Source organism: Propioniciclava soli (genome assembly GCF_014858005.1).
Taxonomy (GTDB): Bacteria; Actinomycetota; Actinomycetes; order Propionibacteriales; family Propionibacteriaceae; genus Propioniciclava; species Propioniciclava soli.
This window is the reverse complement of sequence record NZ_JACYOT010000027.1, coordinates 1-15134: the sequence shown is the minus strand read 5'-3', so window position 1 is coordinate 15134 and position 15134 is coordinate 1. Positions and strand designations below refer to the sequence as shown.

Annotated in this window: 15 protein-coding genes; 9 read left to right on the top strand and 6 right to left on the bottom strand. The window is 67.4% G+C overall.

What is annotated here, in order from left to right; all coding sequences use genetic code 11:
• Positions 1-110 precede the first annotated feature (110 nt).
• The 3 genes from IFY26_RS17105 to IFY26_RS17095 all read left to right on the top strand — a co-directional run bounded on the left by IFY26_RS17105 (position 111) and on the right by IFY26_RS17095 (position 2592).
• Complete coding sequence (locus IFY26_RS17105; RefSeq protein ID WP_232550218.1) at positions 111-1343, top strand: alpha/beta hydrolase family protein; 1233 nt, start codon at positions 111-113, stop codon at positions 1341-1343.
• 202 nt (positions 1344-1545) lie between these two features.
• Positions 1546-1986, top strand: coding sequence for a hypothetical protein (locus IFY26_RS17100; RefSeq protein WP_232550217.1), 441 nt, complete (start codon positions 1546-1548; stop codon positions 1984-1986).
• A 261-nt stretch (positions 1987-2247) separates the two neighbouring features.
• On the top strand, positions 2248-2592 hold the full coding sequence (locus IFY26_RS17095; RefSeq protein ID WP_232550216.1) for a hypothetical protein: 345 nt from the start codon (positions 2248-2250) through the stop codon (positions 2590-2592).
• A gap of 282 nt (positions 2593-2874) precedes the next feature.
• Here IFY26_RS17095 and IFY26_RS17090 read toward each other — a convergent pair whose 3' ends face one another.
• Both IFY26_RS17090 and IFY26_RS17085 read right to left on the bottom strand, forming a co-directional pair.
• Positions 2875-3282, bottom strand: coding sequence for a hypothetical protein (locus IFY26_RS17090; protein WP_232550215.1), 408 nt, complete (start codon positions 3280-3282; stop codon positions 2875-2877).
• A gap of 188 nt (positions 3283-3470) precedes the next feature.
• Positions 3471-4397, bottom strand: coding sequence for a tyrosine-type recombinase/integrase (locus IFY26_RS17085; protein WP_232550214.1), 927 nt, complete (start codon positions 4395-4397; stop codon positions 3471-3473).
• 71 nt (positions 4398-4468) lie between these two features.
• On the opposite strand from IFY26_RS17085, the gene IFY26_RS17080 reads away from it, so the two are divergent.
• The 3 genes from IFY26_RS17080 to IFY26_RS17070 are packed head-to-tail and all read left to right on the top strand — an operon-like array spanning position 4469 to position 8540.
• On the top strand, positions 4469-5050 hold the full coding sequence (locus IFY26_RS17080) for a TetR/AcrR family transcriptional regulator (protein WP_232550213.1): 582 nt from the start codon (positions 4469-4471) through the stop codon (positions 5048-5050).
• A gap of 56 nt (positions 5051-5106) precedes the next feature.
• The gene (locus IFY26_RS17075) at positions 5107-6207 is read left to right on the top strand and encodes an MFS transporter (protein ID WP_232550212.1); all 1101 of its coding nucleotides are present in this window, start codon (positions 5107-5109) and stop codon (positions 6205-6207) included.
• Positions 6204-8540: a PEP/pyruvate-binding domain-containing protein gene (locus tag IFY26_RS17070; protein ID WP_232550211.1), complete on the top strand. Its 2337-nt coding sequence runs from the start codon at positions 6204-6206 to the stop codon at positions 8538-8540. Before IFY26_RS17075 ends, IFY26_RS17070 begins: the two co-directional genes overlap by 4 nt.
• Positions 8541-8758: 218 nt before the next feature.
• Here the strand turns inward: IFY26_RS17070 and IFY26_RS17065 are convergent, their stop codons facing one another.
• On the bottom strand, positions 8759-9073 hold the full coding sequence (locus tag IFY26_RS17065) for a DUF4190 domain-containing protein (RefSeq protein WP_232550210.1): 315 nt from the start codon (positions 9071-9073) through the stop codon (positions 8759-8761).
• Between the two features lie 398 nt (positions 9074-9471).
• Here IFY26_RS17065 and IFY26_RS17060 point away from each other — a divergent pair, with 398 nt between their 5' ends.
• The gene (locus tag IFY26_RS17060; protein ID WP_232550209.1) at positions 9472-10203 is read left to right on the top strand and encodes a MerR family transcriptional regulator; all 732 of its coding nucleotides are present in this window, start codon (positions 9472-9474) and stop codon (positions 10201-10203) included.
• A 119-nt stretch (positions 10204-10322) separates the two neighbouring features.
• Positions 10323-11594: an IS256 family transposase gene (locus tag IFY26_RS17055; RefSeq protein WP_232550219.1), complete on the top strand. Its 1272-nt coding sequence runs from the start codon at positions 10323-10325 to the stop codon at positions 11592-11594.
• 110 nt (positions 11595-11704) lie between these two features.
• On the opposite strand, the gene IFY26_RS17050 is transcribed toward IFY26_RS17055, so the two are convergent.
• The gene (locus IFY26_RS17050; RefSeq protein WP_232550208.1) at positions 11705-12106 is read right to left on the bottom strand and encodes a type II toxin-antitoxin system VapC family toxin; all 402 of its coding nucleotides are present in this window, start codon (positions 12104-12106) and stop codon (positions 11705-11707) included.
• Positions 12093-12323 carry a FitA-like ribbon-helix-helix domain-containing protein gene (locus IFY26_RS17045; RefSeq protein WP_232550207.1) on the bottom strand — a complete coding sequence of 77 codons (231 nt, stop codon included), beginning with the start codon at positions 12321-12323 and terminating at the stop codon, positions 12093-12095. Before IFY26_RS17045 ends, IFY26_RS17050 begins: the two co-directional genes overlap by 14 nt.
• 288 nt (positions 12324-12611) lie before the next feature.
• Here IFY26_RS17045 and IFY26_RS17040 point away from each other — a divergent pair, with 288 nt between their 5' ends.
• Positions 12612-13181: a recombinase family protein gene (locus IFY26_RS17040; protein ID WP_232550206.1), complete on the top strand. Its 570-nt coding sequence runs from the start codon at positions 12612-12614 to the stop codon at positions 13179-13181.
• A 571-nt stretch (positions 13182-13752) separates the two neighbouring features.
• Here IFY26_RS17040 and IFY26_RS17035 read toward each other — a convergent pair.
• Positions 13753-15134: type ISP restriction/modification enzyme (locus IFY26_RS17035; protein WP_332836213.1), on the bottom strand; the 1382-nt coding region annotated here is incomplete at its 5' end.

Here is a 15134-nt window from a genome sequence, read left to right as displayed (position 1 = left end):
CTGGCCACGGTCCGACCCGCAAGCACCAGCCGCGGCAATTCCGGATGTCCGCAGCAGCGCGGGGATGGTCCGGTTCTGGCGCGCTACGGGTTGCCCGGCATGATGGGGTCATGCCCCGAGCGCGTGTGATGGTGACGGCCGCCGGCATGCTGGGTGTCGTCCTCGTCGTAGCGGCCGGTTGGGCGTGGCCGTGGCCCCGATTCGCCGCCACGACCGGGCCACACCCGATCGGCACTACGACGTTGGCCTGGACCGATACCTCCCGGCCGGAGATCACCAGCCGGGACGCCGCCCGCCGCCGTACCCTGGTCGCTCAGGCTTGGTATCCCGCCGCGCCGGGGGCGTCTGGACCGCGGGCACGCTACCTCGCCGACACCGCCTTCACCGATGCCATCGCCCGCCTGTTCGGGGTGCCGAGCTGGCTACTGGCCGGGGTGTCAGCTGCAGTGACGCCCACCCTGCTTGAGGCTGCCCCGGCAGAGGGACGGCACCCGGTCATCATCGCGTGCACCGGGCTGTCGGGCTCCCGGTCGTTGAGCACGTTCCAGGCCCTGGAACTCGCCTCCCACGGCTACATCGTGGTGGCCCTCGACCAGCCCGGCGCCTCCGCCGCGGTCACCCTGCCCGACGGCTACGTGGCACCCGTGCTGGGGCTGAAACCAGTCTTCGACCCGCTGCTTTACCAGGGCATCGAACCCACCACGCCAGCACCCGAGGTGAACGGCCACCCTCTGCCCACCGGGATCGCCACCTACCTGGCCGCCGACGTGTCCTCCGCGCTCGACCACCTCACAGACCTCGCGAAAGCTCCCAACGGGCTCGGCCCGCACCTCGACCTGGACCGCATCGGCGCCACCGGGGTCTCGCTCGGCGGGACAACGGTCGCGGAGGCGTCCGCCCGCGACCACCGCATCCGCGCGACCCTCATCCTAGAGGCCCCCCTCACCCAGGCCGCCACCGAGCGGGGGATCCCGCAGCCCGTGATGGTCATCACCCGTGGTGCGGACGCCATGCGCCGCGAACGCGACGCTGCCGGCGGCTGGACCGAGCACGAGATCCACGTCCACCAGCAGACCCAGCGGGCCGTCATCGACAAGGCGCCCGGCGAGGGCTGGTTCGTCCGCATCGACGGGCTCTCCCACATCGACTTCACCGACCTGCCCGCGTGGACGCCCCTGCTCCGACTGACAGGCTGGTCCGGGCCTCTCGACGGCCGCCGAGGCCACCAGATCATCAACGGCCTGGGCCTTACCTTCTTCGACCACACATTGCGTGGCGCCGCCACCACCCCCGACACCGAGGCCCGCCCCAGGCCGGAGGCCATCGTCGAACCGCACCGCTGACCACGACTGACAGGGTGAGGGAGGCCGCCGATGAACGAAGGCCCGACACCGGATCACCCAAACCGTGCAGCAAGGCCCGATGTCCGGCCAGACCAAACCACGGCAGGGCTGTCCCGGTGGGCAAGGGCTCACCAGCGGTGACGTCTTCGCACGGGGCCAACTAGGTAGCGATGGCGATAGCGGTGGCGGCAGGATGGCGCGCGTGGTCGAGGTGAACTGGAAGGGGATCGCCCGGACGGCGAAGGCGCTGGGCGGCGAGGGCACGAACTACCTGCTCCTCAAGACGAAGCAGCAGGTCGACGAGGGCACCCTGGACGCCGCCCTGCCTGCTGTCGAGGAGGGCCCGGACAACGGGGGCTGGTTCCTCGGCCCGCAGGGCTGGATGCTGCTCATCGAGGGCCCGGACGAGCAGGTCAACCCATGGATCGTGCAGCTCGCCGACCGTCTGACCGCCGCCGGGATCGAGGGGACCTTGACCGGGGCCGGGGTCGCGGCACCACCGATGTGGTGCCGCGGAGACTGGGACTCGCGCGGGCTACACGCCAACCTCGCGCTCCAGCCGCGGGCCGACGCCCGCGCTCTCGACGTGGGGCTGGGCTGGCTGACCGGTCATGGTGGCAAGGTCTTGGTCAGCACCGGCTGAGGGTATGCCAACTTCTGGGTCGCTGCCGAGGCAGCCCGCGGCATCCTGATCGAGGACGCCGAGCGCCGCGGATCCGGGTTCTCGACCAACTACAACCAGGCGAGGCTGGAGGTCAGCCACCTGATCGTCAATGACTGGGGCCTCGAACTCATCCGCGCGGCGGCCGACTGGCGGTGGCGCGACATCGTCGCCGACTTCCGGGAAGCCCTGGTCTCGGCCCCCCTCGACCGCGTTTCCTACGCGTCGGTCTCGCATCAGGGGATGGGCACGCTGCTCAACGCCGACATACCGGGCATTGAGTCGGATGCCCGGTTCGCCTACCGGAGCTATCCGGAGCGGTGGGACGAGGTCGTCCTCCAGCCGTGCGGCATCCAGATCCTGACCGACCGCCACCTCGAGGCTGCCAACGACCTGTCCGGGTGGCGGACCACCCGGCTCGACGACAGCCACGTCCTGGTCGAGGCCCGCGACCTCGAACCCTGGTACGCCACCAGACGGCGACCCCACGAGCAACTCGACCCCCAGCTCATGGCCCTAGCCCGCCACGACTTCGGCGCCATGATCCTCACTCTTGAGCGGGCCAAAGCACTGGGCTTGACGGCTTGAGGACCGACTGCCCCCTGGTCAGCGATGGCGAAGACCGGCTGCGCGCTTGCATCCCACACGATTCGGTGCGTCCGGTTTCGGACGGGGTGCCTCTCGAGTCGGTGCGCGCAGAGTGACGCTCCTGCCGGCACACGAGTGCTGGTGGGCCGGAATGGTTCGTCCTGGTCATCCCTTTCCGCCATCCGCAGTAGTGGGCGGGACCGCTCCACACGAACACGGGCCGGACCCTGAGGGCCAGGCGGAGCCGACTCGGACCAAACCGCCCCCCTTATCGGCGTTTGGCTAGTCCCCTCCCAAGGACAGCCGTGCAAACCCCACGGCGAGCGCTGCGGCGGTCGGTGCCATGGCTGCGCGCTCGAAGCCGGTACCGAGGAGCTGCACCGGGATGCTGAGAGCGGACGCAGCGGCAAGCACGCCCATGGCCACGCGCTCGGCGCGTGGTGTCCGGCCGGTCCGCGTCGCGTTGCGCGCGACGAGCATCACAACCGGGACTTGGGTGATGAGACTGGCCGTGGCGATCTCCCGACCTCGGCGAGGGTCCTTCACCCGGCCACCAGTGACGTCGGTGTGAGACAGTGCCCCGATGAGCACCGCCAGGTGAGTCGCGACGGTCACCCCCACGCCCGTCGAGGCCAGAACGAGGCCGACATGAAGAGGGACCAAAGAGCGGAACTTGTCAATGACGGTCATGTCGAATCCTCTGATTCTCGCGGTCGCCTCTGGGATCGTGCCTGTTCACCATAGTTCGGCAAGGCGTCGCGCCTTGCCTGACGACAGGCTGCCATCGCACACCGCTGATGAGCGTGCGTGCGCCACGGGTACCGGAAAGCCACAGGCTACCCTCGCGCACAGTGCGGCAAAGTAGTGCGTCTGTCGGCTCACGTTCCTGACGCCATGTAGGCGGCGAGGATGTAGTTGGGGTGCCGGTCGAGGTTGTTGCGGGCGCGGTCGTAGCGCATGGTCGTGCGTGGGTCTGCGTGGCGGGCGGCGATCTGCACGTCGCGGAGGTCGACGCCGGCGTCGAGCATGGTGGTGACGAAGGTGTGGCGCAGCATGTGCGGGTGCATCCGCGCCGTCGTCACACCCGCCGCTTTCGCAAGAGCGCGGAGGCGTCGGGTGGCGGAGTGACGGTCCATCCGGGTTCCGCGTGTGCACCGCAGGATCGGTCCGGTGGTGCGGCCGTCGACGGCGCGCTCGACAGCTCGCTGCACGGCGGGCGGTAGCGGAGTCTGGACGACCTTGCCGCCCTTGCCCCGCACCCGAAGGACGCGGTGGCCGTGCTCTTCGCCAAGGTCTTCGATGTTCGCTCCGCAGGTCTCGAAGATCCTCAGGCCGAGGAGCCCAAGCATGGCGACCAGGGCGAAGTCGTTGACGTTGCCGGAGTTCTTGCCCGCGGTGAGCATGGCCTCGAATTGCAGGTGGGACAGGCCCAGGGTGGGGGATTCGGGTGGCACGTTCGGCCGCCTGACGTGCTCCGCAGGCGACGCGGGAATGATGCCGTCGATGGCACAGGTGCGGTAGAAGCCGATCACCACAGACAGCCGGCGGGAGATCGTTGAGGCCTTGAAGCCGCGGATCTCTTGCATCCAGCGAACACAGAGCTCGATGTGCGCCCGCTCGGCCCTCAACGGGTCGAGGCGGTGTTCCGCGCACCAGCGCAGGTAGATCCGCAGGTCGGACTCGGTGTGCGACCGGGTGAGGCCCTTGTATCGGGCCAAGTGCGCGGCGACGGCCCGCACGAGTGGATCCGTGGCGACGTCGAACAGGATGGGGTGAAGCAACGGCGGGGGGCTGTGGCCGGACATGACACCTCCATGACTCGAGAACCCGACGGGGCAAATATGACCGCGGTCATGTTTCTTGTTACTCTAAGTTCATGAGTGCGAGTGAGCGCGTGACGCGCCGTAAGGAGGCGACCCGGCAGCGGATCGTTGAAGCTGCGCTGGATCTGTTCTTGGCGCAGGGGTTCGAGCAAACGTCGGTGGCGCAGATCTCAGAAGCCGCAGATATCGGCAAGGGGACATTCTTCACATACTTCGCGACCAAGCAGGATGTGTTGTCCTTTCTTGGCGAGCAGGTCATGGCTGCCATGACGCTTGCGGACGCCCCGGGGGCTGGTGCGGCGGTGAGGCTGCAGCGGGTCTTCGGCGCTGCGGGTGACTGGTTCGTGGAGCACGAGGCGTCGGCGCGGCAGATGTGCATTGCCCGGATGTCGTCGTTGGGTCAGCGAGATGTGGCGTCGTCGCGGGGGCCGTTGTTCTCCCTGCTGGGGTCTGTCGTTGACGAGGGGATCGCGTCGGGTGAGTTCCGTTCGGTGGATCGCGACGCTGCGGTGACGATGATCGCATCGGCGTACTTCGCGCCCGTGGCGCAGTGGACGTGGGAAATGGAGGGCCCTGCCCTACCCCAGCGGTTGTCGGCCCAGCTGGACCTGGTGCTGGCGGCGCTGGTGTCCTGATGACTGTTTCGGCATCCCGGCGTGTGGTGGTGGCGTTGTGCGCGGCGACGGTGGGCATGTGCGCCTCGACGCTGCAGCAGACACTGCTGGCGACCGCGACCCCGACGATCATCGGCGAGCTGGGGCACCGCGACGCCTACGCATGGGTGTCGGGCATCTACCTGCTCGCCTCGACGCTGGTCCTGCCGTGGGCGGGTGTCGTCACCGATCGCGTCGGAGCTCGCCCGATGTACCTGGCCGGGATGGGCGTGTTCGGCCTGGCTACCGTCGGGGTGTGTCTCTCACACAGCATGGGCATGCTGTTGGTCTTCCGTCTGGTGCAGGGCGTGGGGGCCGGGTTGCTGGTCCCTGCAGCCTTGGCCGTGGTGGGGCTGCTCGACGATGATCGTGCACGGGGCCACGCCTTTGGCCTGATGGGCTTGGCGCAGGTGCTGGCGAATGTGGTCGGTCCGTTGTGGGGTGGCTGGGCCACCGAGTTCATCGGGTGGCGTTGGGGCATGGCCGCCACGGTCCCGTTTGTCGTCGCTGGGTGGGCTCTGGCGTCGATGTCGATGCCGACCGCGGCCCAGCCGGCGGGCTGGTGGCGGGTGCGGCACGGTGACATGGCGCTGCGGTCGGCCGGGTCCTCCCTGGCGGGGATCCTTGCCATGGCGTTCCTTCTGGGCGGGGTGATGGTGTCGGTGGTCACGTTCCTGCCCTGGGCGTTGCAGGCGGTGCACCATCTGGACGCATCGGCGATCGGCCGGCGGTTGCTGCCGATGCTGTTGGCTTCCGCGGTCGGCAGCGTGCTCGGTGGAACCCTCGCGTCACACCGTCGAGCCGTGACGGGATGCTGGCTCCTGCTGCTCGCCGCCTGCGCCGTGGCGGCCCCCGGCAATGTCACGGCCTTGACGCTCGGCGCAGCCGGCGTCGGGCTGGGCTGCGGTGCGGCCCTGCCGGCGCTCCTCACCCGAACCCAGACAGCCGCCAGTGCCGGGCAGGTTGCTGGCGCCTCATCCCTGGTCCAACTGGCCCGCCATGCCGGCGCGGCCCTGTTCCTACCCATCCTCGGCCTCTGGCCGGCCCACACACTTGCACCCGTCGCCAGCGCGGGCCTTCTCATCTCGCTCTCCGCGGCTGCCGTCGGTGGCCTCGTCATCTCCTGGAGTACCTCATGACCATCCCGTTCATCGACGCGACCCTGGCCACCGGCGGTGGCAAGGCCGCCAACCTCGGCGAGCTGCAACGCGCTGGATTCCCCGTCCCCGACGGATTCATCATCACCGCCGACACCTACCGCAACGCAGTCGCCGACCTGGACCTCGACGTGCTGCTCGCGCAGGGTCCGGACGCTGTCCGAGCGGCGGTGGAGGCCCAGCCCGTCCCCGCCCACGTCGCCCAAGAGATCACCAACCGACTGGCCACGTGGGGCGAGGGAACAGCAGTGGCCGTACGGTCCTCCGCCACAGCCGAGGACCTGCCCGACGCGTCCTTCGCCGGGCAGCAGGACACCTTCCTCGGCGTCGTCGGTGCTGAAGCCATCCTGGATGCCGTGCGCCGCTGCTGGGGCTCGCTGTGGACCACCCGCGCCGTCGACTACCGCCAACACAACGCCTTCGACCACCACACCGTCGCCCTCGCCGTCGTCATCCAGCGACTCGTCGACGCCGACACCTCTGGCGTCCTGTTCACCCGTGACCCGATCACAGGCAGCGAGGAGACACTCATCGACGCCTCCTGGGGGCTCGGGGAGAGCATCGTCTCCGGCGCCGTCACCCCCGACCAGTACCGCGCCACCACCGCCACGGTCCTCGAACGCCACCTCGGCGCCAAGCAGACCCGCATCGACCGCCACGGTGCCACCACCCGCACCACCAACGTCGCACCCGCCGACCAAACCCGGCTCTGCCTGACCGACACCCAGGTGCTCGAGCTCGCCCGCCTTGGGCAGGCCGTGCAGAACCACTACGGCATCGACATGGACCTCGAATGGGCCTACACGGGCAGCACCTTGTGGCTCCTCCAAGCTCGCCCCATCACCACCACTGCATCTGCGCCTGCCGAGACCCGGCAACCCCCGACGACCACCGTGTCCGGGCGCCGGATCGGGAAGGCGTCCCGCACCTTCCACACCGACCTCGTCGAGCACTACCCGGGCCCCTACCCGCTCGACCTCGCCGCGATCATCCCCATGCACCGCCAACTCCAAGCCGGGATGAGCAGCATCGGCATCACCTCCACCCCCATCGACCAGCTCATCGCCATGGAACCCGACGGGACGCTCACTGCCGCGTACCCAGACGTCCACCTCAGCTGGCGCCTGGCCCGGCTCCTCCGCTACCAAGCCCCCGACCCGGCCGGATGGCCCTCCGTGGAAGCCACCTATCGCAGGCAACTGGCTGCCGTCCTGCCCGCGGAACTCACCGCCGTTCCCAACCAGCACCTGCTGACGCTGCTCGACCAGGTGCTGGCGCTCGTGAGCGACATCGCCCGCGCGAGGTTCCTCGACTACGTCGGCCCCGCCCAACTCACCGCCCTGCGGCTGGGCCGCTACCTGGCCCTGGCCAGGCGGCGGGACCTCGACGCCTACGACCTACTCGGCGACCTCGAGTACACCACCGTGACGATCGACAAGGACCTCCACCGCCTCGCGGCCCTTGATCCCGAAAGCCCCGCCTACCGCGACGCCTACCAGCAATTTCTCGACCAGCACGGCGCCCGCACCACCCAGCTGTACCTTCCCTTCTCCCACCGCTCGTGGCGCGAGGACCACACCAGCCTCGACGCAACGCTCGCCGCCGTACGCCGCGCCCCACAGCGACCCAACGACACCGCCTCCCACCAGGATCTGGTCGACGAGATCACCCGAAGGCTCCCCAGCCCGGCCCGCCGCGGATTCGTCCGCACCCTGTGCGCCTGGCGGGACGGACACGTCGCCCGGGAGGCATCGGTCTACCTCATCGAGGACGCCTACGTGATCGCACGCCGAGTCACCAACGAGATCGCCGCCCGGCTCCACCATCGACAAGCCCTCGACACGCCAGAGCACCTCAAGTACCTCACCCTGCCGGAGATCGCGACGGCGCTCACCGAACCTGCATCGACTCAGGAAACACGCGCGACCGCCAGCCAGCGTGAGGCTGACCGACCGCACGCGGCTGCAGCTTGGTGGGCGCGGGCCGACCAGCCCGCGGACACCAGACTCGCCGGGGCCGCCGGCAGCCCGGGCCAGGCCACCGGCCCAGTACGAGTCATCACCGGGCCTCAGGACTTCGACCAGCTCCAGCCCGGCGACATCCTCGTGTGCCACTACACCGACCCGTCATGGACACCCCTGTTCGGCCTCGCCGCCGCCATCGTCGCCGACACCGGAGGGCGTCTCTCCCACGCCGCCATCGTCGCCCGCGAATACGGCCTCCCCGCAGTCATGGGCGCCGCAGGAGCCACAACCACCCTGACCAACGGCCAAATCATCACGATCAACGGCACCACCGGCACCATCACCATCTGACATCTGCAGCATGCGAGGCTCGCGGCAGAGTCGAACGCCAGCCGGAGGCTACGTCCTCAGCGCGGCAGAACAGGGCGTTCTGTCGGCCAGGACTGAGAGCCGGCACGAAGTCATGGCGCAGCCAAGATTGCCAACCCGGGCAGGGTGCGCGGCATTACAACCGTCTCCAGGAGCCCGTCCTGTGCGCGATCTACGAGCGCATGTTCCGGGCGGCCGCCTCAGGGGTTGATGGTGGCTCCGGCGAGCAGGATCGCCCAGTACACCGTTGTGACCAGCCCCCAGATACCGGCTGCATAGCTGATGGCCAAGGCGAACAAGGCCAAGGTTCGTCCACGGCCCCCGCGGGACTTGATCTGTTGAAGGGCCACGTGGCCAGCGCCGACGGCGAAGATCGCCAAGGTGACCGAGCCGAAGCCGACGATCTGTCCAGCCACGAGGATCGCGAGGACGAAGGCGACGACAGCGAGCACGTTCAGTTTCTCGGCGTTGCCCGACTCGGGCCGGTGCACGGGGGTGGAGGCATCGACGCTCATGAAAGGGAGGCTACTGCCTCCCGTTTCCAGCGGCGAGAGCTGGCGGCATCTCCTCACCGCAGGACTTCGCCCATCCAGTCGGATCCTCTGCTGCAGGCGGTGATGCGGTTCAGTGAAACTCCAGGACGGATTGTTGCGACGCTCAAGTCGTCCGATGATCGCGTCGGTTCACTGACCCGCCGCGACCCGGCGTCCGGGTCGCTCATGCCCGTACGCGCGGCTTTGAGGTGGGAAGACCACATCCTTGTCACCGAACCCCGGTGGGAGAACAGACCTGACGGCGGCAATAGCGTGCGTCAGCTGCCGGAGTCAGTTCGGAGGAGGACCCGCCAGTGACCCTATAGACCACCCGGGACAGGGGTTGACTCTCAGGTAACCCGAAGCCCGACTCTTGAGTTATGAGTGACGATCTCCTCAACGTCGGGCCGTTCGCCAAGCGCGCAGGGCTCAGCGTGCATGCGCTGCGCCACTACGACGCATTGGGCCTGCTCAAGCCCACCGAAGTCGACCCCGACACCGGCTACCGCCGCTATTCCACCAGCTTGTTCACGACGGCAAGGCTCATCGCCGATCTGCGCTGGCTCGACGTGCCCCTCCCCGACGTTCGCGACATCGTCGCGGCACCCTCCTCAGACCGGGCGCGGGCGTTGCTCGAGTCACATGCCGACCGCCTTGTTCGCACCCGCAAGCATCTCGATCAGCAGATCGCCCAGTGCAGTGCCTACGCCTCCGAAGGAGTACCTATGCCCACTGTCGCCACCACCGTTGTTCCGGTCCAGCTGAAGATCCGCGTCGCCGACAAGGACAGAGCACGGCGCTTCTACGAGGACGCCTTCGGCCTAGCAGCACAGGTGATCCGCCACACGGAAGACGCGGACTACGACGGCTACCTGTTCGGCGACTACGGCCAGCCAGGCTTCTTCCTGCTACTCCTGGTCGACGACACCGACTTCGACTGCCCCGGACGCAGCACCCTCGGCCTGCTCGTACCCGACCTCGACACCATTCACCACCAAGCTCTCGCAGCCGGGGCGACCGAAACAGTACCGATCACTGACGCCGAAGGGATGCCCCGCGCCAGCGCAGTCACTGATCTCGACGGCAACTGGGTCTGGCTCTACCAGGGATAAAGCCTCCCTGAGCCATCCTCCCAGGACGCTCGAAGGGACTGTCAGAGAAACGGTGGGTGGTCTGGCCCGACACGCCGGGGTAGGCCCGGTGAGGAAGGCAGGGTGTCGTGAACGACACGATGACCGCTGTGACGAATCCAAGGAAGGTGGCCCCGGATTCGGTGGCCGCGCAGTTGATCGAGCAGGCCCGTGCTGAGGGAGTGAGTCTGGTCGGGCCGGGCAGCCCGTTGGCGACGTTGACCAAGCAGGTCCTGGAGAGTGCCCTGGAAGCTGAACTCGACGAGCACCTGGGCTACGAGCACGGTGACCGGGCGGGGAAGGCCGACAGCGAGGGCCGCAACGAACGCAATGGCACCCGGGGCAAGACGGTGCACACCGAGCTGGGCCCGGTCACCCTCGAGGTGCCCCGGGACCGCGACGGGACGTTCGAGCCGGTGGTGGTCCGCAAACGACAACGCCGGCTCAACGGGGTCGATGAGATGGTGCTGTCACTGTCGGCGAAGGGATTGACCACCGGGGAGATCACCGACCACTTCGCGCAGGTGTATGGCCAGTCGATGAGCAAGGACACCATCAGCCGGATCACCGACAAGGTGATCGCCGAGATGGTCGAGTGGCAGAACCGGCCATTGGACCCTGTCTATCCGGTGGTGTTCATCGACGCCATCCACGTCAAGGTCCGCGACGGACAGGTCACCAACAAGGCGTTCTACGTCGCGATCGGTGTCACCGTCGACGGGCAACGCGACATCCTGGGCCTGTGGGCCGGGAACGGCGGGGAGGGTGCTAAGCACTGGCTGGCCGTCCTGACCGAGCTGAAGAACCGGGGTGTCGCCGATGTGCTCATGCTGGTCTGTGACGGGCTGAAGGGCCTGCCGGAGGCGGTCAACACCGTCTGGGCTCAGACGGTGGTGCAGACCTGTGTGATCCACCTGCTGCGGAACACGTTCAAGTACGCCGCCCGGCAGAACTGGGACGCGATCGCCCGTGACATCAAGCCGGTCTACACCGCCCCGACCGCGGCCGCTGCCGAGGCTCGGTTCGCCGAGTTCGCCGACACCTGGGGGTCGAAGTACCCGGCGGCGATCGGGCTGTGGCGCTCAGCCTGGGAGGAGTTCATTCCCTTCCTGGCCTACGACGTCGAGATCCGCCGCGTCATCTGCACCACGAACGCGATCGAGTCGCTGAACACCCGCTTCCGGCGGGCCGTCCGGGCCCGTGGCCACTTCCCGACCGACCAAGCCGCCCTGAAGTGCCTCTACCTCGTGGCGCGATCCCTTGACCCCACCGGCACCGCCAAGAAACGATGGATGAACCGGTGGAAGCCGGCACTGAACGCGTTCGCCATCACCTTCCCGGGCCGCCTCGACCCGGCAGGGAACAACCAGTAAACGCCAGTGCCGCCCACCGTTAATCGGACAGACCCCGCTCGAATCTCGGCATGTGCGCGAGGTCACGACCATCGGCAGACCAGATCCGCTGGGCGGGCGGCGAAGTCGTGTCAGCGGTTGGTCTTGATGACCTCGATGGCGCACTGTGGGCCGGTGGATCTGGCGAGGCGGCGATCTCCGGTGAGCAGGGTCACCTGCAGTGCTTCGGCGAGGGCGACGTAGGCGGCGTCGTAGATTGTGAGGTTGTCCCGCAGTTCCCAACAGCGAGCCAGCAGGGGGGCATGGCCCACGCGTTGGAGCGGCAGTTCCCGAAGGTCATCCAGAGCGAACCCGACTCGACGTGGGTCCAGGTGGCCGCCGCGGGCCAGTCCTCGCCACACAGAGGCCACCTCGAGATCGATCAGTGCCGGGGCGGCGAGTTGTTCCCCGTGCAGCCGATGCCGTGCCGCGTCACCGTCCGGGCCGTCGTCGAGCAGGGCGACGGCCAGGACGCTGGCGTCAATGACGAGCACGGTCGAACCGCAACGCGCTCACCGCGTCAGCCAGCGACAGCGAACCGCCGGCCCGACCGCCCGCACGGGCGAGCACCTCGTCCACAGTCGGTTGGGCCGCCTCAGCGATCAACCTGGACCGTAGATACTCCTGCAAGGACTGGTGCGCCGCACTCGCCCGCTGCCGCAGGACCGAATGCGTGTCCTCCGGTACGTCCTTGATCTGGATGTTCGGCATAGAGCCATTATGGCGCCAAGGGCGCCAATACGGAAGCTGTGCTGGGTGTGTGATCACGGTCAGGTCCACCGACGTGCGAACGTCCGCTACTGGGCAGTTGAGTAATCACACGCCCGTCGGCAGAGTCGAGCACACCCGATGGGCGCCCAGGGGGATGAGGGCCGCTTGGCCGCTTGCTCGGACGTCCAACAGGGTGTACTCCGTAGACGGGGTGACCGCGTGGGACTCTTGAGCGTAAACTAACCTCCAAGTGGTTTCTATTGGACGGTATTGCCGGGAGGTCTAGACATGCGTGGACGGGTTTACGGCTACGCGCGAGTCAGCTCGAAGGACCAGAACCTGGAGCGACAGCGCGAGGCACTCGCCGGCGTCGACGTGCTGGTCGAGGAGCAGCTCTCTGGCAAGAGCGTCGCCGATCGCGAGAAGCTTCGCACGCTGATGGCGTTCGCCCAGGCGGGGGACACCATCCGGGTGAAGTCGATCGACCGGCTCGCCCGTGACACCCGGGACCTACTGCGGATCGTGGACGAGCTGGCGGCCAAGGGCGTCGCGATCGAGTTCCTGGACTCGCCCATGCTCAACGTGTCCACCAAGGAAGGGCGCGCGATGCTGACGGTCTTCGCGGCATTCGCCGAACTCGAGCGCGAGGCCATCCGCGAGCGGCAAGCCGAAGGGATCGCCCTCGCGAAGGCCGCAGGCAAGTACCGCAAAGCCCCAAAGCTCACCGCCGAGGGAATAGCTCAGGCACGGTCGCGAATCGAGCAGGGGGTGCCGAAGGCGCGGGTAGCGAGAGACCTCGGAGTGAGCCGACAGACGCTCTACTCGGCGCTGGAAGGAAGGGGTACCTACGCGGTTTAGCAGAGCTGCTTGGCGGCATCGGACCGCCGGACGTGGTTACGCATGCTGCCGACCCAGCGCTCACTGCTCTACGGCTATGCGTTAGCTGGGGGCCACGCCATTCGGTATGTGCGGGTGCGGTTGCTGATGGCCAGGTGCATGTCTGCAACGGCTGCGGCCGATTCAGGATGCTTGTCTCGCTTGTCCCAACTCCTGAGTTGGACCTCTCCAAGCGAATTCGAGGCCTCCGCGGAGGGGGACTGCTGCAGGCCGCCGTACCGTGGCGCAGGTATGAAGAGCCCCATAGAGACGTTCGTTTGCCCGCCCGGATCACCGCCTGGATCGCCCGCTGCTTCGCACGCTTGGCCTGCTTGCGGGACAACTTCCGCGCCGACGTCGACGTCCTGGCGGGTGGGGGTTCACTGATCCGACGGACCCGGACCGGGTCACCCTGGAACGAGCACCGCCTTGCCCTTCGCCGTGTGGTGCGGCGGCAGCCGATCCGCGGCGTCGAGCAGCACCACTTCGCTGGCACACTGCGGACAACGACCCACCACCCGGTACTGCACTGGTGGCACGACCACTCGCCTGTTCAGTCGTCGAGGGGGAGCGTCGGGAGGGCGTCGACGATCTTCATCGTCTCCACCGATACCCGCGTCACCCGCTTGATCAAGTCCACGATGTAGCGCGGGTCGCCGTGCTCGCGACCCCAGTCGTTCGGGTCGTTCACGATCCCGGAGGCCTTGTCCGTCTTGACCTGATAACGGTCGATGATCCACTCCAACGCCGACCTCGAGCCCAGCATGTACCGGTGCGCGGCCGCCGGAATGTCACCCAAGACCACCTGGCCGTTCACGCGGATCGCCTTCTTGGTGGCCTTGTCGACCCAGCGCAGCTTCTCGACCCGGAACACCTGCCAGGGATCCCCAAACGCCGGCGCCTGCTCATGCAACGGGTACGGCTCGAGGCTCTCGTAACCCACGTGCAGCTCCGACAAAGCGCGTCCCGCCGCGACGAACGCCTCAAAGTCCTCCCGAGACCCAGCCAGCGGAATGCGGGGGAGCATGCGCTTTAAGTCCGCGGCAAACGTCGTGCGGTACTGCTCCGAATGCAGCACCCCGTACACGTAGAAGAACACATCATCCTTCGAAACCTGCTCCCCGACCGCCTCCTGGTGCGCGGTCAGGATCTCGTCGGTGATGTTGTCGACCCGACGGTAACCCCACTCGTCCACATCGCCGGCCGGGTCCTCTAACAGATTGCCCTGACTGGGGCCATCGGCGGCCCGCTCGTACGTCCACCGTGCGAAGAACAGACCCGGGTTCCCAGCGCCCCCTAGGACCAAGTCCGGTAGGGCGTTGGTGACCAGACACTGGAATGGGGCGTTTGAGCCAGGACCCGGAACCCAAATGCCGAGATTCTTGGCGGGAAACGCGGGGATGATTCGAGGGAGCAAGGATGGGGCGGCATTGAAGAACCGATCGTAGTAGAGCCAAGTTCTAGTGAACGGACGATAGGCAGCGACGCCTACGCGATCCTCGGAGAAGTATCCAGCCACGCCCTTCTTCGCCTTTGTCATTAGGTCGGTTGACCAGCTGATCTTGGCGGGATCACGTTCTAGGTCATCTATGGCCAGCTGCGTGTTGTAGGTATCAATCATGGAGCGCATGTTGTTCAGTACTCTCTGCCGAGAGAAGTTGTAGCACCATGCATCCCGATTGGTCTTGAGCCCGGCGGACTGCACTTTGAAGACTGCTAATGGACGTCCTTGGGGAGCTGCCAAGGGAGTGAAGGCTTGGTAGGAATCGCTTCGCTGGTTGATCCAGTCGCCGTCCGCGTTGGGTGTCACCTGTCGCCACAGACCATCGTCAAGGGAAGCCGTGGCAACCTCCTGAAGTTTCTCCTCACGAGTCCGATAGTCGGCAACCTCTCGATACGGGCTCTTCAACCTTGAGGTGGGGGTGAGCGCGACAC